Source organism: Streptomyces sp. SP18BB07, assembly GCF_036322545.1.
In the GTDB taxonomy this organism is placed as follows: domain Bacteria; phylum Actinomycetota; class Actinomycetes; order Streptomycetales; family Streptomycetaceae; genus Streptomyces; species Streptomyces deccanensis.
This window is the reverse complement of the sequence record NZ_JAQYWT010000338.1, coordinates 58,782-77,021: the sequence shown is the minus strand read 5'-3', so window position 1 is coordinate 77,021 and position 18,240 is coordinate 58,782. Positions and strand designations below refer to the sequence as shown.

General features: G+C 72.0%; 17 protein-coding genes. 7 read left to right on the top strand and 10 right to left on the bottom strand.

Going from position 1 to position 18,240, the window contains the following annotated elements:
* Positions 1-16 precede the first annotated feature (16 nt).
* The 5 genes from PUR53_RS28045 to PUR53_RS28025 all read right to left on the bottom strand — a co-directional run bounded on the left by PUR53_RS28045 (position 17) and on the right by PUR53_RS28025 (position 6,402).
* Positions 17-991: an LLM class flavin-dependent oxidoreductase gene (locus PUR53_RS28045; protein WP_329910064.1), complete on the bottom strand. Its 975-nt coding sequence runs from the start codon at positions 989-991 to the stop codon at positions 17-19.
* Positions 988-3,396 (bottom strand): bifunctional acetate--CoA ligase family protein/GNAT family N-acetyltransferase, encoded by a 2,409-nt coding sequence (locus PUR53_RS28040; protein WP_329910063.1) that lies wholly within the window; start codon positions 3,394-3,396, stop codon positions 988-990. The genes PUR53_RS28045 and PUR53_RS28040 overlap by 4 nt, the downstream gene beginning before the upstream one ends.
* Positions 3,397-3,418: 22 nt before the next feature.
* Positions 3,419-4,501 carry an amidohydrolase family protein gene (locus PUR53_RS28035; RefSeq protein ID WP_329897872.1) on the bottom strand — a complete coding sequence of 361 codons (1,083 nt, stop codon included), beginning with the start codon at positions 4,499-4,501 and terminating at the stop codon, positions 3,419-3,421.
* An 86-nt stretch (positions 4,502-4,587) separates the two neighbouring features.
* Entirely contained in the window at positions 4,588-5,544 is a 957-nt protein-coding gene (locus tag PUR53_RS28030) for an electron transfer flavoprotein subunit alpha/FixB family protein (protein WP_329910062.1), read from the bottom strand.
* 93 nt (positions 5,545-5,637) lie between these two features.
* Complete coding sequence (locus PUR53_RS28025; protein WP_329910072.1) at positions 5,638-6,402, bottom strand: electron transfer flavoprotein subunit beta/FixA family protein; 765 nt, start codon at positions 6,400-6,402, stop codon at positions 5,638-5,640.
* Between the two features lie 162 nt (positions 6,403-6,564).
* Here PUR53_RS28025 and PUR53_RS28020 point away from each other — a divergent pair, with 162 nt between their 5' ends.
* Genes PUR53_RS28020 through PUR53_RS27990 form a run of 7 tightly spaced genes read left to right on the top strand, consistent with a single transcriptional unit; the run spans position 6,565 to position 13,552 of the window.
* A complete protein-coding gene (locus PUR53_RS28020; protein ID WP_329910061.1) occupies positions 6,565-7,887 on the top strand; it encodes a phenylacetate--CoA ligase family protein in 1,323 nt (440 codons plus the stop codon).
* Positions 7,887-8,606, top strand: a complete 720-nt coding sequence (locus PUR53_RS28015) for a hypothetical protein (RefSeq protein ID WP_329910060.1) — start codon at positions 7,887-7,889, stop codon at positions 8,604-8,606. The genes PUR53_RS28020 and PUR53_RS28015 overlap by 1 nt, the downstream gene beginning before the upstream one ends.
* A 14-nt stretch (positions 8,607-8,620) precedes the next feature.
* Entirely contained in the window at positions 8,621-9,532 is a 912-nt protein-coding gene (locus tag PUR53_RS28010; protein ID WP_329910059.1) for an SDR family oxidoreductase, read from the top strand.
* 1 nt (position 9,533) lies between these two features.
* Positions 9,534-10,010 (top strand): Zn-ribbon domain-containing OB-fold protein, encoded by a 477-nt coding sequence (locus PUR53_RS28005; protein WP_329910058.1) that lies wholly within the window; start codon positions 9,534-9,536, stop codon positions 10,008-10,010.
* Positions 10,007-11,155 carry a thiolase family protein gene (locus PUR53_RS28000; RefSeq protein ID WP_329897878.1) on the top strand — a complete coding sequence of 383 codons (1,149 nt, stop codon included), beginning with the start codon at positions 10,007-10,009 and terminating at the stop codon, positions 11,153-11,155. The genes PUR53_RS28005 and PUR53_RS28000 overlap by 4 nt, the downstream gene beginning before the upstream one ends.
* A gap of 16 nt (positions 11,156-11,171) precedes the next feature.
* Positions 11,172-12,440, top strand: coding sequence for an acyl-CoA dehydrogenase family protein (locus PUR53_RS27995; RefSeq protein WP_329897879.1), 1,269 nt, complete (start codon positions 11,172-11,174; stop codon positions 12,438-12,440).
* Positions 12,437-13,552, top strand: a complete 1,116-nt coding sequence (locus tag PUR53_RS27990; RefSeq protein WP_329897880.1) for an acyl-CoA dehydrogenase family protein — start codon at positions 12,437-12,439, stop codon at positions 13,550-13,552. The genes PUR53_RS27995 and PUR53_RS27990 overlap by 4 nt, the downstream gene beginning before the upstream one ends.
* 88 nt (positions 13,553-13,640) lie before the next feature.
* On the opposite strand, the gene PUR53_RS27985 is transcribed toward PUR53_RS27990, so the two are convergent.
* Genes PUR53_RS27985 through PUR53_RS27965 form a run of 5 tightly spaced genes read right to left on the bottom strand, consistent with a single transcriptional unit; the run spans position 13,641 to position 18,239 of the window.
* A complete protein-coding gene (locus PUR53_RS27985; protein ID WP_329897881.1) occupies positions 13,641-14,798 on the bottom strand; it encodes an acyl-CoA dehydrogenase family protein in 1,158 nt (385 codons plus the stop codon).
* A 14-nt stretch (positions 14,799-14,812) separates the two neighbouring features.
* A complete protein-coding gene (locus PUR53_RS27980) occupies positions 14,813-15,337 on the bottom strand; it encodes a DoxX family protein (protein ID WP_329910057.1) in 525 nt (174 codons plus the stop codon).
* The gene (locus PUR53_RS27975; RefSeq protein ID WP_329897883.1) at positions 15,334-16,245 is read right to left on the bottom strand and encodes an SDR family NAD(P)-dependent oxidoreductase; all 912 of its coding nucleotides are present in this window, start codon (positions 16,243-16,245) and stop codon (positions 15,334-15,336) included. The genes PUR53_RS27980 and PUR53_RS27975 overlap by 4 nt, the downstream gene beginning before the upstream one ends.
* A 10-nt stretch (positions 16,246-16,255) precedes the next feature.
* The gene (locus tag PUR53_RS27970; RefSeq protein WP_329910056.1) at positions 16,256-17,428 is read right to left on the bottom strand and encodes a CaiB/BaiF CoA transferase family protein; all 1,173 of its coding nucleotides are present in this window, start codon (positions 17,426-17,428) and stop codon (positions 16,256-16,258) included.
* A gap of 31 nt (positions 17,429-17,459) precedes the next feature.
* On the bottom strand, positions 17,460-18,239 hold the full coding sequence (locus PUR53_RS27965) for an enoyl-CoA hydratase/isomerase family protein (protein ID WP_329897885.1): 780 nt from the start codon (positions 18,237-18,239) through the stop codon (positions 17,460-17,462).
* Between the last annotated feature and the right edge of the window lies 1 nt (position 18,240).

Below are 18,240 nucleotides of genomic sequence, written 5' to 3'. Positions count from 1 at the left end.
GCTCGAACTCCTCGTGTCAGACATCGGCAAGCAACGGGCGCAGCTTCCCGGCGATGAGCTGTACCTGGCGGGCGACCATCTCCTCGGGCATCCCGGCCAGCGAGGCCCACAGGAACACGCCTTCCACGGGCAACCCTGCCACGTACGCCTTGATGGCCTCGGCGGTCTCCTGCGGTGTGCCGTACAGGAACTGGCCGACGCCCGTCGCGTTCAGCCCCGTCCGCCGCCACTTCTCGGGGTCGATGGGGCGGGGCAGGGGCTGGTCGGTGCCCTCGACCATGTAACGGCGGTAGCTGTCCCACTGGTACCGGAGATGTTCGCGCACCACCGGCCAGTCACCGTCGGGGTCCTCGGTGACGAACGTCGTGAACGAGCCCTGCATACGGGCCGCCGACACGTCGTACCCGCTCTCGGCGAGCCCGTCCCGGTACGGCGTCAGCAGCGCCGGGTTGAGCGAGAGCAGCCCCGTGCCGAGGCGGCCGGCCCGCCGGGCGCCCTGCGGGCCCTGGTAGCCGAGCCAGATCGGCAGCGGGTCCTGGACCGGGCCGGGGGTGACCAGGGACTCGGCCCACAGGCCGCGGATCTCCCGTACGCGCTGGTCGGTCGTGGTGTAGCGCCTGGTGAGGTCGGCGCCGTAGAGCCGGTACTCGGGCACGCGGTAGCCGGTGCCCAGCCCGAGGTCGAGGCGGCCGTCGCTGATGATGTCCACGATCGCGGCCTGCTCGGCGAGTTCGGGCGCCGCGTGCAGCGGGGCCGGGATCACCGCCGTGCCCAGGCGGACCCGGCGGGTGCGGGCCGCCGCCGCGGCGGCCATGGTGAGCGGCTGGGGAAGGTACCCGTCCTCGAAGCCGTGGTGTTCGGAGAACCATACCGAGTCGAGGCCCAGCCGGTCCGCCTCCTCGCACATCTCCAGGGCGAAGCCGTACACCCGCGACCAACTCCGTTGCCACGGCGGTGGGTTGCGCATGTCGAAGTAGATGCCCACCTTCATGAGGGGCCTCCTCCTGTCCTGTCGGCGGCAAGGCGGATCGTGGCGTGCGCGACGGCTACCCCGTCCCCGGGCGGCAGCAGCCGTACCGGTCGCAGTTCCAGTGCCTCGATCTCGGGCAGGTCCTCGACCATCGCCGAGATCCGCATGACGGTCTCCTCCAGGGCCGCGAACGCGACCCCCCGGCTCTCCAGCAGGGGAGTCGCCCGCAGCGAGCGGACCATCTCCCGGGCGTCGCGGTCGGTGAGCGGGGTGACCCGGTACGCGACGTCCGCCATGAGGTCGGCGTAGTCCCCGGTCAGACCGAAGGCGACCACCGGCCCGAAGACCGGGTCGGCGCTGACGGAGAGGAACGCGTCCGGGCCGGGACCGGGCTCCGTCTCCCGTACGGCGATTCCGTACGAGGCGAGCAACTCGGCGGCGACGGGCGCGGAGACCGGGCCGGGAGCGCATCCGGCCAGCAGCGAGCGGGCGCGTTCGGTGTCGACTCCGGGGAGGTCGGGTACGACGCCCGCCGGCGTGCTGCGCCAGGCCTGGTAGGCCGCCGCGTGCCCGAGCGAGCCGGCCGCCGCCTCCGGGAACGTGTACGTCGGCACGACCAGGTCGCCCCGGTGCAGGAGGTCGGCGACGCCGGCACCGCCCAGGAAGCTGGCCACCACGGGTTTCTCGGGCCGGGCGGCGGCCGCGTCGAGGATCGCCGAGGCCACTTCGTCGGGCTTGTCCGCCAGCGGGGGCATGAACAGCACGATGGCCGCGTCGATGTCGTCGTCGGCCAGGGCCGCGTCCAGGGCCCGCCGGTAGTGGGCGGCGGTGGCCCTCGGGGTCAGGTCGATCGGGTTGGAGACCTCCGCCTGGGGCGGGAGGGCCGAGCGGAGTTCCTGGCGGGTGTGCTCGCCGAGTGCGGGTACGCGCAGACCGCTCGCCGCGCAGGCCCCGACCGTCAGTGCCGCGGGCCCGCCCGCGTTGGTGATCACGGCGACCCGGTCGCCGGGCGGGGGAGGCTGGTGGGCGAGGAGCAGGGCCACGTCGAAGAGTTCCTGGAGGCTGCGGGTGCGGATCACGCCGGACTGGGCGAACAGCGAACTCACCGCCGAGTCGGCGTGGCCCGGGTGGACCGCGACGATCGGCTTGCGCGGCGCGATCCGGCGGGCCACGCGGGCGAACCGGCGTGGGTTGCCGAAGGTCTCGACGTGCAGCAGGATCACCGAGGTCCCCGGGTCCTCCTCCCACCACTGCAGCAGGTCGTTGGTGGACACGTCCACGGCGTGCCCCACGGACACGAAGCCGGAGAAGCCGAGCCTGAGCCGTCGGGCGAAGTCGAGCACGGCGAGCCCGAGCGGCCCGGACTGGCTGGACATCGCGACCCGGCCGGGCGTCGGCAGGGCGGGCGAGAAGGTCGCGGCCAGCCGCGCCTCGGGTGTCGTGTTGACGACGCCCATGCAGTTCGGGCCCACCAGCCGCATCCCGGACGCTCGGGCGAAACGGGCCAGCTCCAGCTCGGTCGCCCGGCCCTCGGCCCCGGTCTCCCCGAAGCCCGTGGAGACGACGACCACCGCCTTCACCCCGGCTTCGGCGCACTCGCGTACGACCTCGGGCACGGCCTCGGCCCGCACGGCCACGAGCGCCAGGTCCGGGGGCTCGGGAAGCTCCCGGAGGTCGGCGTACGCCCGTACTCCGGCGATCTGTTCGGCGCGCGGGTTGACCGGGAACACACTGCCGCCGAACCCGCCGCGCAGCAGGTTGGCCACGATCTCGTGGCCGATCGTCAGGGGGCTGCGGTTGGCGCCGATCACGGCGACCGACCGCGGTTCGAGCAGGGGCCGCAGGGAGCGCCGTACGGCCGTGTGCTCGCGGCGCTCGGCGCGGGCGACGGCCAGCGCCTGCGGGTCGATGGCGATCTCGAAGTGGATGATCTGGCCCGGCGGGCCACTCTCGATCCGGTAGCCGGAGCCGAGGAACACGTTGATCATCCGGGTGTTGTCGGCGAGGACGTCGGCCTCCAGCACCCGGATGCCGCGGGTGCGGGCGGCGCCCGCGATGTGCTCCAGGAGCAGCCGGCCGAAGCCCTCGCTCTGGTGGTCGTCGCGGATGGTGAAGGTGACCTCGGCGTGCTCCGGATCCTCCGGGTCGCGGACGTAGCGGACCAGGCCGGCGATCTCGTCGCCGGCCAGGGCGACGAGCGCCAGTTCGTTGAGGTAGTCCACCTGGGCGCCGCGCCGGATGACGTCGTCACGGGCGCGGACCACCGGGCCGAGGGAACGGTAGGCGAGCGTGGCCCGGGACAGGCTGCCGACGAACGCGACCAGGCGGTCGGCGTCCTCGGGCCGGATCGGCCTGACGAAGGTCGACCGCCCGGTCCGGACGAGTCCGGGCCGCTCCAGGTCCTCGGGGTACGGGGGAGTGGTCACCGTCGGTCCGTCCTGCTGCCGCTCAGACCGCCGCCTGCTGGGGTGTCTGCTCGGGCAGCTTGAACAGCTCGTTGAAGGTGCCGCGGGTGACGCGCTCGCGGACGTCGTCCGACACGCCGTCGAAGAGGTCGTGCAGCGTGGACTGGGTGTGGCCGTACGTGCCCTCGAGGTGCGGGTAGTCGTCGCCCCACATCACATTGCGGTAGCCGGTCGACTCGACGATCTCCACCGAGCTCTTGTCGTGCTGGAAGGACGCGTACACCTGCTGCCGGATGATCTCGCTGGGCAGCCGGCTCAGCTTCGGGCGGACGAACATGCCGTGCTGGCGGTAGGCCTCGTCCATCCGGTCGCCGATGGCCGGCACCCAGCCCGCGCCGCCCTCCGCGATGAGGATCCTCAGGTCCGGATGGCGGTCGAGGGCGCCGCCCGCGACCATGTGGGACACCACCCGCATGCCCGGGTAGGTCGTCTCCATGTAGTTGACGACCGCGCCGCCGGGGCCGCGGAAGACGACGTTCTCACCGCCCGTGCCGATGTGGAAGCCCAGTACCAGACCGGCCCGCTCGACCGCGGTCCACAGCGGCTCCCAGCGGTCGAGGGCGTACTCCTCGCCGGGCCGGGTCGCACACGGCATGAAGACCGCCTGGAAGCCCAGCTCCGCGACCCGCTCGACCTCGGCGACCGCGTCGTCGATGTCGGCGGTCGAGACGCACGCGGTGGTGATGACCCGCTTGTTCTTGCTCAGGATCTCCTCGTACGCCCAGTCGTTCCACGCCCGGACGGTCTCCCGGGCCAGCTCCCGGTCGGTGATCGACACGAGCCAGAACCCCATGGAGGGGAAGGCCAGTTGACCCCACACGCCTTCCTGGTCGAGATCCTTCAGGCGGACCTTCAGGTCCCAGGCGCCCGGCGGGCGCATGGCGTCCATGAAGTCACCGAGCTGACGGTCGATGCGCTCGCCGTCGATGTAGAGCAGCTCGTACTTCTCACCGCGCTCGCTGCGCGGGGCGCGGGCGCCGAGCCGGGCCGGCAGCCTCTCGGTCCACACGTCGGCGGGCTCCATCACATGGGAGTCCCCCGAGTTGACCCAGATCTTCGACGACATGACGCTCCTTCGAGGTCAATGGATGCAATCAGTTAGCGATTTTAGTTGTATGGGAGAGGGAAAGGGAAGGCCGGACGGGCGGTGGATCAGCTCCGGCGCCGTTCGATCTCCGCCACCAGCTGGGGCAGCACCGAGAAGAGGTCCCCGACCACACCGTGGTCGGCGAGTTCGAAGATGGGGGCGTCGGCGTCCTTGTTGACGGCGACGATGGTCTTGGACGTCTGCATGCCGGCCCGGTGCTGGATCGCGCCGGAGATGCCGGCGGCCAGGTAGAGCTGCGGGGAGACCTGGGTGCCGGTCTGGCCGACCTGGTAGCTGTGCGGGTACCAGCCGGCGTCCACGGCGGCCCGGGACGCCCCGACGGCCGCGCCCAGGGCGTCGGCGACCTGCTCGATCACGGTGAAGTCGCCGTTGACGCCCCGACCGCCGGAGACCACGATGTCGGCCTCGGTCAGCTCGGGGCGGTCCCCGCGCTCCCGGGGCGTGCGGGACAGCACCTGGACGGCGGCGGAGGCCGGACCGAAGGCGATGTCCTGCTTCTCGACGACCGGGCTGACGGGGGCGGGCTCGGGTGCGACGGCGTTGGGTTTGACCGTGATCACCGGCACGCCTCGGGTGACGTGGGCCGTGACCTGGTACGTCGCCGCGAACACCGACTGCTCGGTGACCGGGCCGTCCGGGCCGGGGCTGACGTCGACGGCGTCGGTGATGAGCCCGGAGCCGAGCCGGAGCGCGACGCGGGCCGCGACCTCCTTGCCGTCCGGCCCGGACGGCAGCAGGATCGCCGCCGGACCGGTCCGCTCGGCTATCTGGGTGAGGGCGTCGACGGCCGGGGTGACGAGCTGCTCGTCGACCTCGGGGGCGTCCACGACGTAGACCTTGTGGGCGCCGTACCGGCCCAGGACGTCGGTCGCGGTGTCCGCGCCCGCCCCCAGGAAGACGGCGGACGGCTCGCCCAACCGGCGGGCCAGGGTGAGGAGTTCGAGGGTCGGCTTGCGTACGGCGCCGTCGGTGTGGTCGACGAGGACGAGGATCTCGGCCATGGAGCCGCACTCCTTTCGAAGCGGGGTCGGGGAAGAGCGGAGGAGCGGGGGCGGGTGGGTCGGATGAACGGGCGGGGCAGATGAACGGGCGGGTCAGATGAACTTCTTGGCGGTCAGGAACGCGGCCAGTCCGGTGCCCGCCGCGCCCTCGTCGACGACGATCTCGCCCTTCGTGCGCGGCGGACGTCTGGTCGTGGTGTCGACGGCCGACCGGGCGGCGCTCCGCCCGACCTGCTCGGCGTCGAGCCCGAGGTCGTCGAGGTCGAGGGTCTCCAGCGGCTTCTTCTTCGCGGCCATGATCCCCTTGAAGGAGGGGTAGCGGGCGTCCCCGGTACGGTCGGTCACCGACACCACGGACGGCAGGGTGCCCCGGACGCGTACGGTCGCGCCGTCGCCCTCACGGCGCCCGGTCACCGTGCCGTCCGCCACCGTCAGCTCCTCGACATGGGTGACGGCCGGGACGCCGAGCCGCTCGGCCAGCAGCGCCGGTACGACGCCCATGGTGCCGTCCGTCGAGGCCATTCCGCACAGCACGAGATCGAAGCCGTGCCGCTCGATGGCTTTGGCCAGGACGAGCGACGTACCGAAGGCGTCGCTGCCCTCGATGTCGTCGTCGCTCACATGGATCGCCGAGTCACCGCCCATGGCCAGCGCCTTGCGCAGCGCGTCGCGCGCGTCGTCGGGCCCGACCGTCAGGTAACTGATCTCGACGTCGAGGTCGTCCGACTCGGCGATCCGCAGGGCCTGCTCGACCGCGTACTCGTCGAGTTCGGACAGCAGCGAGTCGACCGACGCGCGATCGGTGGTGCCGTCCTCGGTGAAGGTGCGGTCCGCCGCGGCGTCGGGCACATGCTTCACGCAGACAACGATCTTCACGGCGCCCTCCAGCAGGTTGAATGAGTGCTAATAGTTAACTATATAGAGGAGCGCAGTGCGAGGCCTGTCCTTGAATCCGTCCAATTGGTTGACTGATTGCGCTGATAGCTGGAAGATCTGGGCACTGAGCCGCGAGGAGGCGCCATGGTCGGTGACAGCGACACCGCTGACAGGTACTTCGAGCCCCAGGTGGAGACCATGCCCCGTGAGCAGCTGCGGGCGGGGCAGGAGAAACAGATCCTGGAGCTGGTCGAGTACGCCTACGCCAACTCGGCGTTCTACCGCGAGCTCTGGGGTGAGCACGGGGTGCATCCGCGAGACATCCGGACCCTGGACGACTTCCGGGAGCGCGTGCCGTTCATCACCAAGGACATGGTGCGCGCCTACCGGACCCGCACCGGCGACCCCTTCGGCGGTCTGCTCTGCGTGCCGGTGGAGGAGCTGACCTCGGTCTCCTCCAGTTCGGGCACCACCGGCGACCCGGAGTTCTTCGCCGAGATCTGGCAGGACGCCCCGCCCCTGGTGACCGCGCAGGTACGTGACCTGTGGGAACTCGGCCTGCGGCCCGGCGACCGGGTGCTGAGCCCGCCCGGCACCTTCCGCAACCTCATGGACCCGGGCTACCAGGCGCTGGGCGCCGTGGTGATCGAGGTCGACACCTGGATGGGGAAGATGCACGAGGTCGTCGAGGCCCTGCGCACCTACCGGCCCGCGTATCTGCAGATGATGTATCCGCAGATGGTGGAGCTGGAGCGCCTGGCGGAGAAGACGGATTTGAAGGAGGCCTTCTCCTCCCTCAAGGGCGCGTCCTGCGCCGGGCAGCCCCTCAGCCGGAAGATGCGCGAGCGGATCCGCGACGACTGGGGCATCGACGTCTACGAGTACACCAGCGCCGCCGACACCGGCACCGCCTGGGAGTGCCGTGAGCACGACGGCTTCCACCTCTGGGAGGACACCGTCTTCGCGGAGTGCGTGGAGGTCGGCGAGGACGGCTGGCGTGATGTCCCCGAGGGCGACCTCGGCGAACTGGTCGCCACCGACCTGGACAACCGGGCCGCACCGCTGATCCGTTACCGCAGCGAGGACCTGGTCCGGCTGTCCGGCCGGACCTGCGGCTGCGGCCGTACCCATGCCCGTATGTGGGTGGCCGGACGGCGCGGCGACGAGACGCTGGTCCAGGGGCGTTCCGTGGTGCTGCGGGACATCTGGCAGGCGGTGGAGGACCAACCGGAGACGGTCGCCGGAGTGTTCCAGATCGTCCGCGACCGCCGTGAGGTCGACGAACTGCGGCTGCGTGTCGGCTACGACCCCGCCCTCACCGGCGACGTCGACGCCCTGGCCGGCCGACTGGGCGAGGCCGTGCGGCAACGGACCGGCGTCGAGCCCGTGCTCGACCTGCGCACCGAGGAGGACCTGTTGAAGACCATGACCAGCGTCGCCAAGTTCCCCCGGGTGGTGAAGAGCTGATGGCCCGCGCCGACACCCTGGCCCGCGCCAGGACACTCGACCGCCCCGAACTCGCCTACCTCGTACGCTTCCCCACCGCCGACGGACCGCGGGAGACGGAACTGACCTGGGCCGAACTCGCCCGGGACACCGACTGGGTCACCGCCCGCCTGCGCGAACACGGCCTCGCCGCCGGGCAGCGGGCACTGCTGACCATGTCCGGCTTCGAGGGCTTCTGGGGACACGCGGCGATCGGCGCCCTGCGCGCGCTGAAGGTGCCGTACGGCATCGCCGAGGCGATGGGCTGGGACCACCGCCGCACCTCGGTCTTCCACCGCGAACTGCGGCCGGACGCGGTGATCGGCCTGTCCGCGGAGACCCTGGAGGGACTCGCCGGGGCCACCGACGTCGGCGAGATGTTCCGGCCGATGTCCGTCGTCCTGGCCCGGCCCGCCGCCATACCGAAGCTCCGCGCGGTGGGCGTCTCCGCCAGTCTGTTCTCGCCCGTCGGGCCGGCGCTCGCGCTGGAGTGCTCCGCGCGGAGCGGCGCACACGTCAACGCCGCCGAGTGGCGCGTCGGCGAACGGGACGGGGAATTGTCCGTCGCGGCCGGGGAGGGACGCGCCTCGCCGCTCCCCGAGACACCGCTCGGCATCGCCGGGCGCGTCGTCACCGGCCGGTGCGCCTGCGGCAGCGAGGACCCGAGGGTCCTGTTCTCCGAGGCCGACCAGCTTTCATGAACGAGGAGTTGAGGATGTCCGAAGGAGTGGTCCACGGCCGCGTCGTGGTGGTCACCGGCGCAGGCAACGGCATCGGCCGGGCACACGCCCTGGCCTTCGCCGCGCACGGGGCGAAGGTCGTGGTCAACGACCTCGGCGGCGCCCGTGACGGCGGCGGCGGATCGGCCGGCCCCGCCCAGACCGTGGTGGACGAGACCGTCGCGGCCGGCGGCGAGGCCGTGGCCAACACGGACGACATCTCCACCTGGGACGGCGCCGGCCGTCTCGTCCAACAGGCCGTGGACACCTACGGCGGCCTGGACGTGCTGGTCAACAACGCCGGCATCCTGCGCGACCGGATGATCGTGTCGATGACCGAACGGGACTGGGACAGTGTGCTCGCCGTCCATCTCAAGGGCAGCTTCGCCACCCTGCACCACGCGGCCGCGTACTGGCGCGAGCGCGCCAAGGCCGGCCACGCCAACGACGCCCGGGTCATCAACACGACCTCCCCGTCCGGCATCTTCGGCAACCCGGGACAGTCCAACTACGGCTCCGCCAAGGCCGGGATCGCGAGCCTCACCGTCATCGCGGCGGCCGAACTCGCCCGCTACGGCGTGACGGTCAACGCCATCGCACCCACCGCGCTCACCCGGCTCACCGAGGACATCGAGATGATGCGCCGGGCCGCGGAGAGCCAGGACCTCACCCCGGAGGCCATCTCACCCCTCGTGGTGTGGCTGGGCTCGGCGGCCTCGCGCGAGGTCACCGGCCGGGTCTTCGGCGTCGTCGGCAACCGGATCACCGTACTGGAGGGCTGGGTCAACGGCCCCGGCGCGAGCGCCGAGACCCGGTGGACGCCGGAGGAGCTGACCTCCGTCGTCCCGAACCTGGTGGCCAAGGCGGCTCCGAACGCCGACGCGCTGGGCAACCGGAACGGGGCGTGAGATGACGACACCAGCTGTCACAGGGGCCCAACAGCCGGTCGCCGAGGGCCTGTTCACCTGGCCGCCTGCCGCTGACCGGCCCACTCGGCTCATCGGCTCCGAATGCACGGGCTGCGGCCTGGTGAGCTTCCCCGCCGCCCCCGACTGCGTACGGTGCGCGAGCGCGGAGCCCGAGGAACGGCTGCTCGCGGACCGCGGGACGCTGTGGACGTACACGACGCAGGACTTCCGCCCGCCGTCGCCGCCGTACGACGGCCCCGAGACCTTCGAGCCCTACGCGGTCGGCTACATCGAACTCCCCGGCGAGCTGCTGGTCGAGGCCCGCCTCACCGAACCCGACCCGGACAGGCTGCGCATCGGCCAGGCCATGCGGCTGACGCTCGTGCCCTACACCGTGCGCGACGACGGCACCGAGGTCGTCACGTTCGCGTTCGCCCCGGACGAGGAGTCCGTCGAGTCCGAGGAGGAGACAGCATGACCGAGGCCGTCATCATCGGCGTAGGGCTCCACCCCTTCGGGCGGTTCCCCGGAAAGCCTGCACTGGACATGGGCGCGGACGCGGTGCGGCTCGCACTCGCCGACGCCGGCGTGCGGTGGCCGCAGATCCAGGGCGGCTACATCGGCAGCTACGAGGTCGCCAACCCCGACGCGATCGTGGGACGGCTCGGCCTCACCGGAATCCCGCTGCGCGGGGTCTTCAACGGCTGCGCCACGGCCGGTACGGCCGTCGCACTGGCCGCCCGCGCCATCGAGACCGGCGAGCACGACCTCACCGTCGCGATCGGCCTGGACAAGCACCCGCGCGGCGCCTTCGCCGCCGACCCGTCCGTGGCGGGCATCCCCTCCTGGTACGGGCAGACCGGGCTCTTCCTCACCACCCACTTCTTCGGCATGAAGATCAACCGCTATATGCACGAGCACGGCATCTCCCACGAGACGCTCGCCCGCGTGGCCTCGAAGAACTTCTCCAACGCGGCCGCGAACGAGAAGGCCTGGCGCCGAACCCCCCTCACACCGGAGGAGGTTCTCGCCTCCCCGGTCCTCAACTACCCCTTGCGGCAGTTCATGTACTGCGGGCCGAACGAGGGCGCCGCCGCCCTCGTGCTGTGCCGCGCCGACCAGGCCCACAAGTACACCTCCAAGCCCATACGCGTCCGCTCCACCGCCCTGCGCAGCCGCAGGCTCGGCGCCTTCGAGGTGCAGAGCCCGTCGTTCCCGGTCGGTGAGGTCGTCGAGAGCCCGACCGTGGACGCCTCCCGGGCCGCGTACGAACTCGCGGGCATCGGCCCCGAGGACGTCGACGTCGCCCAGCTCCAGGACACCGACGCCGGGTCCGAGGTCATCCACATGGCCGAGAACGGCCTCTGCAAGGACGGCGAGCAGGAACGCCTCATCGCCGAGGGCGCCACCGCGATCGGCGGCCGGCTCCCGGTCAACACCGACGGCGGACTGCTCGGCAACGGCGAGCCCATCGGCGCGTCCGGCCTGCGCCAGATCCACGAGATCGTCCTCCAGCTGCGCGGGGAGGCCGGGGCCCGGCAGATCCCCGGCAGCCCCCGCGTCGGCTACACCCACCTGTACGGCGCGCCGGGCGCGTCGGCGGTGACGATCCTCTCCACCTGACAGCGGAGCGAACGCGATGAACCCCCGTGACACGCAGGACCCGCAGGACTTCGCCGCCGAAGCGCGCCGCTTCCTCGACGCGCACGCCCCGAAGGCCCCCGACCGCGCCACCGTCACCTGGGGCGAGGGCGACGACTCGATGGCGTACTTCAGCAGCCTCCCGCCCGAGCAGGAGGCGGAGCAGGTGCGGCGGGGACGCGCGTGGCAGCGGACCCGCCACGAGAACGGCTTCGGCTGGATCACCGGCCCGCCCGAGTACGGCGGCCGGGGCCTGGCCCCCGTCCACGACCTGCTCTACGACGCCGTCGAGTCCGAGTACGCCGTCCCCGACACCGGTGTGCTCGGCGTCGTCGGCCTCGGCATGATCGGGCCGACGATCCTCGCCCACGCCCAACCCCACATCAAGGAACGCTGGCTGCCCGCGATGTACCGCGGGGACGCCATCGCCTGCCAGCTGTTCAGCGAGCCCGGCGCCGGATCCGACCTGGCGAGCGTGGCGACCCGGGCCGTCCGCGAAGGCGACAACTGGGTGCTCAACGGGCAGAAGGTGTGGACGTCGGTCGCCCAGCACAGCGAGATCGGCCTCGCGCTGACCCGGACGAACCCCGACGCGCCCAAGCACCGCGGGATCACCGCCTTCCTGGTCCCCATGGACGCCCCCGGCGTCGAGGTCCGGCCCCTGCGGCAGATGACCGGCGGCGCGGACTTCAACGAGGTCTTCCTCACCGACGTCCGCATCCCCGACGACCACCGCCTCGGCGAGGTCGACGGCGGCTGGACGGTGGCCCTGACCACCCTGATGAACGAGCGGAACACGGTCGGCAGCGAGGGCGCGGGACCGGTGACCGCCGCCCTGTCCCCGGAACACCTCTCGGCGCTCATGCGCGCCACCTGGACCTGGGACGACCGCGCTCTGCGCGGACGCCTCGCCGAACTCCTCGTGGACGCCATGGCCACCGGCTACCTCAACGACCGCGCCCAGCGCACGCTGCGCGCGGGGATCGCCCCGGGTCCCGAGAGGTCGATCTCCAAGCTGATGTACGGGCAGAACCTCACCCGTGCCGCGCACTTCGTGTCCGACTGCCTCGGCCCCCGGATCATCGCCGACACCGGGCAGTGGGGTACCTACTCCTGGGCCGAACTCCTGCTGGCCACCCCGGCGTTGCGCATCCTCGGCGGCACCGAGGAGATCATGAAGAACATCCTCGCGGAACGGGTCCTCGGCCTGCCCAAGGAACCGGTGACCACCGCCACCGCCACAGCTGCCAGGGAGGTGCGGTCGTGACCGCCGGCGAGAGTGAACTGCGTCAACTCCGCGCATCCGTACGGGAGTTCCTGGAGGACAAGTCGCCCGAGGAGGCCGTGCGCAAGCTCATGGAGAGCGAACCGCGCTTCGACCCCGACGTGTGGGCGCAGGCCGCCGACCAGCTGCGGCTGCCGGGCCTGGTGATCCCGGAGGAGTACGGCGGCGACGGCTTCGGACCGGTCGAACTCGGTGTCGTCATGGAGGAGATGGGCCGCGCCCTGCTGTGCGCGCCGTTCTTCTCGACGGTCGTGCTCGCGGCCCAGGCCCTCCTGGCCTCGGGTGACAGCGAGGCATGCGCACGTCATCTGCCCGGCATCGCCACAGGGCGGACCACGGCCACCCTCGCCGTCGCCGAGGACGGCGGCTCCTGGGACCCCGCGCTGATCTCCGCGCGCGCCGTGCCGGACGGGGACGGCGGCTGGAAGCTGAGCGGCCGCAAGTCCTTCGTCATCGACGGGACTACGGCCGACCTGATCCTCGTGGTCGCCCGCACCGTCGCCGGCCCCTCGTTCTTCGCGGTGGACCGGACGGCGCCGGGGGTGACGGCGGTGGCGATGGAGACCCTGGACGCCACCCGGGCGATGGCCCGGCTGACGTTCGACGCCGTGTCCGCGACGCCCGTCGGCGCGGACGGGGCGGGCGGGCGCGTCATGGCCAAGGTCCTGGACACGGCCTCGGTCGGGCTGGCCGCCGAGCAGGCGGGCGGGGCGCGCAGGTGCCTGGAGGCGAGCGCCGAGTACGCCCGTACCCGGCACCAGTTCGGCCGGCCCATCGGCTCCTTCCAGGCCGTCAAGCACAAGTGCGCCGACATGCTCGTCCAGGTCGAACTGGCGGAGGCGTCCGCCCGCGAAGCGGCCCGCCTGGCCGCCGAGGGGGCCGCGGACTTCCCGGTCGCCGCGGCCGTGGCCCACGCCTGCTGCTCACGGGCGTACATGTTCGCGGCGATGGAGAACATCCAGGTCCACGGCGGCATCGGCTTCACCTGGGAACACCCGGCCCACCTGTACTTCCGGCGCGCCAAGTCCTCACAGCTGCTGTTCGGGGGGCCGGCCGTCTACCACGAGCGACTGCTGGACCGGCTCGGGATCTGAGGATCCGACGGTCGCGGTACGAACGAGAAGGAAGGCCCCTGGAATCCGCCGGATTCCAGGGGCCTTTCTCCGTGCCCGCGTCGATCGGTCAGCCGCGTGCCGCCTCGCCCAGCAGCGCCTTCGCGATGATGACCTGCTGGATCTGGCTGGTGCCCTCGTAGATGCGGAACAGCCGGGCGTCACGGTAGAAGCGCTCGACGGCGACCCCGCGCATATAGCCCGCGCCGCCGTGGACCTGCACCGCGCGGTCCGCGACCCGCCAGACCATCTCGCTGGCGAAGTACTTCGTACAGGACGGGCCGATCTTGGTGTCGGTCCCGGCGTCGAAGGCGCGCGCGGCCTCCAGGACCGTGGCGCGGCCGGCGTAGTAGTCGGTCTGCGCGTCCGCGATGAGGCCCTGCACGAGCTGGAAGGAGCCGATGAGCTTTCCGGACTGTCTGCGGGTGCTCGCGTACGCGACCGACTCGTCGACCAGGCGCTCGGCCATGCCCACCATCAGCGCGGAGATATGGACCCGTCCGTGCGCGATGCAGCCCATCGCCGTGCCGAAGCCCCGGTGGAGCCCGGCCTCGCCGCCGACCAGCGCGGAGGCCGGTACGCGTACGTCGTCGAAGAACACGTCCGCCGTCCAGGCGCCGAACTGGCCCATCTTGTGGTCCCGGGGAGCCACGGTCAGGCCCGGAGTGCCGGCCGGGACCAGGAAGGTGGAGATGCCCCGGGTGCGGGGAGCGTCGGGGTCGGTGCGGGCGAAGACCATGAAGACGTCGGCGAGCGGGGCGTTGGTGATGTACCGCTTCGCGCCGTTGATCACCCATGTGTCGCCGTCGAGTCGGGCACGCGTGGTGAGCGTCGACGGATCGGAGCCGGCGTCGGGCTCGGTGAGCGCGAACGACGCCAGGACGTCGCCCGAGGCGATCCTCGGCAGCCACTGCGCCTTCTGCTCCTCCGTTCCGCCGACCATCAGGACATGGCCGGCGATGCCGTTGTTCGTCCCGAACATGGAACGCAGCGACGGGGTCGTGTACCCGAGCTCGAACATCAGCTGGGCCTCTTCGTACATCGACAGACCCAGTCCGCCGTACTCCTCGGGCAGCGCGAACCCGAACAGACCCATCTTTTTGGCCGCCTCGCGGATGTCCGCGGGCATCTCGTCCTTCTCGTCGATCTCCGCCTCCAGCGGCACGACACGTTCCCGGACGAAACGCCGGACCTCGGACAGCACCGCGCTGAAGTCAGCCGCGTCCATGTCGACTCCCTTACCTATTGATCCGTCTGTGTCTCGTCCGGCTTCCGCTCCGGCCGGTAGCACACCGCCAGGAGTGCCGCCGCGCTCGCCGTGCCGAGTCCCGCCGCCAGCAACGCGGGCCCCGCGCCCGCGTGTCGGCGTCGCAGCAGCCCGTCGAGCGAGTAGCGGCCGTTGCCCAGTGCGGCCAGGGCGACGGCGGCTCCGCCCACGACACCGGCGTACTCCCAGCCGCCCTTGAAGACGAAGAAGCCCTTGCCGCGGTGGTCGGTCCGGGCGGCCACGGTCATGAGGCCGACGGCCGCGGCAGCCGGGAGGGGGTTGGCAGCGCCCAGGACGATGCCGACGCCCGCCGCCATCTCGGTGCCGGCCGCCATCCGGGCGTGGACCTCGGCCGGCCGGAGGCCGAGCGCCTCGAACCAGCCCGTGGTGCCTTCGAGGCCACCGGGCCCGGCGACCTTGTTCCAGCCATGGGCGAAGAGCATCGGCCCGAGCGTCGCGCGCAGGACGAGCGCGGCGACGTCGTGCCCCCGCCCCTTCACTGGCCCACTCCCGTGGCCCGGCCCGCGGGCGCGACCCCGTACAACTGCGGTACGGCGTCGACGAGTTCCTCGTAGGTGAGGGCCTTGCCGGACTGGCTGGGGTGGACCGCTTCGACCGTCCAGCCCTGGAGGCGGTTGAGCCGGTTGCCCTCGATGCGCAGGACCTGACCGGTCAGCCAGGCCGCGCTGTCGGAGGCCAGATAGACGACGACACCGGAGGCGTTGGCGGGATCGCGCGGGTCGAAGTCGCCGGTGGCCTTGAGGGAATCGCCGACGGACAGACCGTCCGTCATCCGGGTGGCCGCGATCGGCGAGATGGCGTTCGCGGTCACGCCGTACCTGCGCATCTCCAGGGCGGTGAGGACGGTGAGGCCGGCGATCCCGGCCTTCGCGGCGCCGTAGTTGGACTGGCCCTGGTTGCCGAACAGGCCGGTCCCGGACGTCGTGTTGATGACGCGCCCGGTGACGCGCTCACCCCGCTTCGACACCTCGCGCCAGTACGCGCACGCGTGCCGGGTGAGGGCGAAGGTGCCTTTCAGGTGTACCGCGATCACGGCGTCGAACTCGGCCTCGGTCATCGAGAACAGCATGCGGTCGCGCACGATGCCCGCGTTGTTGACGATGATGTCCAGCCGGCCGAACTCCGCGACCGTGTCCGCCACCATCGTCTCCGTGGCCGCCCAGTCGCTGACCGAGGCGTGGTTGGCGACCGCCCGGCCGCCGAGCTTGGTGATCTCCGTGACCACGTCGTCGGCGGGGGAGTCCCCGGTCCGCTCGCCGTGCACGCCGGCGCCGAGATCGTTCACGACCACGGTCGCGCCGGCCTCGGCCAGGGCCAGGCAGTGCGCCCGGCCGAGCCCCCTGCCGCCGCCTGTCACGATGGCGACCTTGTCGTCGAGGATGCCCACGCCGTACCTCCTAAGCAGATGTGTCGGGTCGGTCGAGTTCGCGGAGTACGGCGTCGGTGTGCTCGCCGAGCGTAGGCGCGCCGGTGCGCGGCTTGTCGTCCACGCCCCAGAAGCTCACCGGCGTGGCCACCGTCCGCAGCGGCGGCCCGTCGCCCATGCCGGGCTGTTCGACGAACGCCCCCACGGCCTCCGCCTGCGGATCGGCGGACACCTCCGCCAGCGTCTGCACGGGCGCCCACCACACGCCCTCGGCGTCGAACCGCGCCGCCCACTCCGCCAGCGGCAGCCGCGCGAACTCCGCGTCGAACACGGCGATCAGTTCGGCCACGTGGCCACGCCGGGCCCGGCCGGTCGCGAACCGTTCGTCCGTCTCCAGGTCCGGGCGGCCCAGTGCCTTGATCATGCCGGGCCAGTGCCGGTTGCCCTCCAGGCCGACCAGCCAGAACCAGCGGTCGTCGGCGGCCCGGTAGCAGTTGTAGAGCGGGGACTCGTGTTCGGTGCGGTGGCGGGTGCGGCCGCGTTTGCCGAAGAAGTTCTGCAGGGCGAGGTCGTTGCCGTTGGCGTACGTCCCGGACCGGAGCAGCGACACATCCACCACACCGCCCTCGCCGGTGCGTTCGCGGCGCAGCAGGGCGGCCAGCACGCCCGCCACCAGGTTGGAGGCGGCGGTGCGGTCGCCGAGTCCGGGGCGGATCCCGGGCGGTGGCTCACCGGCCGGGTTGAGCATGCCGGCGATGCCGGGGCGGGCCCAGAACGCGGAGACGTCGTAGCCGGCCCGGTCGCGTTCCTCTCCCGTCCAGCCGTATCCCGTCAACGTGCCGACGACCAGGCGGGGATGACGGGCCCGCAGCTCGTCCGGGCCCAGCCCCAGCCGCTCCAGCGCGCCGGGGCGGAGGTTGGTGACGAAGACGTCGGCGCGTTCCAGCAGCCGTTCCAGCGCGTCCTTGCCGTCCGCCGAACGCAGGTCGAGGACGATGCCGCGCTTGCCGCGGTTGTCCGTCTCGAAGGGCGGCTCGCTGTCAATCTCCTGCCCGACGTGCTTGAGCGTGTAGCGGTTCGGGTCGCCGGTCGGCGCCTCCACCTTGATCACGTCCGCGCCCCAGTCGGCGAGCATGGTGGCCGCGGCCGGAGCCGCCACCCACATGCCCAGCTCGACGACGGAAACGCCTTCCAGTGGCCGCACGGCCCACCTCCAGATCTGTCGGGTCGGTTCGCTACACGCCGCGGAACTCGCCGGGGCGCCGCTCCCGGAAGGCCTTCAGCCCCTCGGCCCGGTCCTCGGTGGAGAACAGCACCGTGACGGTCTCCCGCTCGTAGGCGATCGCCGTCTCCAGGTCCATGCCGAGCCCGTAGTCGATCAGTCGCTTGCCCGCGGCGAGCGCGAGCGGGGCCCCGGCGGTCAGACCGGCCGCCAGCTTCTCGGCGGCGGCGAGTGCCCCACCGGGTTCGGCCAGTTCGTTGACCAGCCCTAGCTGCCAGGCGCGCTCCGCGTCGATCGGTTCGCCGGTGAGGATCATCTGCTTGGCGACCGCCGGGGGCACGAGGCGCGGGAGCCGCTGGGTGCCGCCCGCGCCCGGCAGGACGCCCAGTTTCATCTCGGGCAGGCCGAGCCGGGTGCCGCGCTCCGCCACCCGCAGGTCGCAGGCGAGCGCCAGTTCCAGGCCGCCGCCGAAGGCGAACCCGTGGACGGCGGCGACCGAGGGCTTCGGGAAGTTCTCCAGGAGCGCGTACGCGTCCGTCAGGCGCCCCACGAACGCACGGAACTGCCCCGGCGTCGTGCACGACTCGATCTCACCGATGTCGGCGCCGGCGCAGAAGGCCCTTCCCGCACCGGCCAGCACCACGGCGCGGACGTCGTCGTTGTCGCGGATGTCGTCCAGCGCCCGCGTGAGCTGCTCCACGGTCCCGGAGCCCACGGCGTTGAGCCGGTCCGGCCGGTCCAGTGTCAACACGGCTATCCTGTCGCGGAGTTCGACGCGCAGCACGGTCCTCACC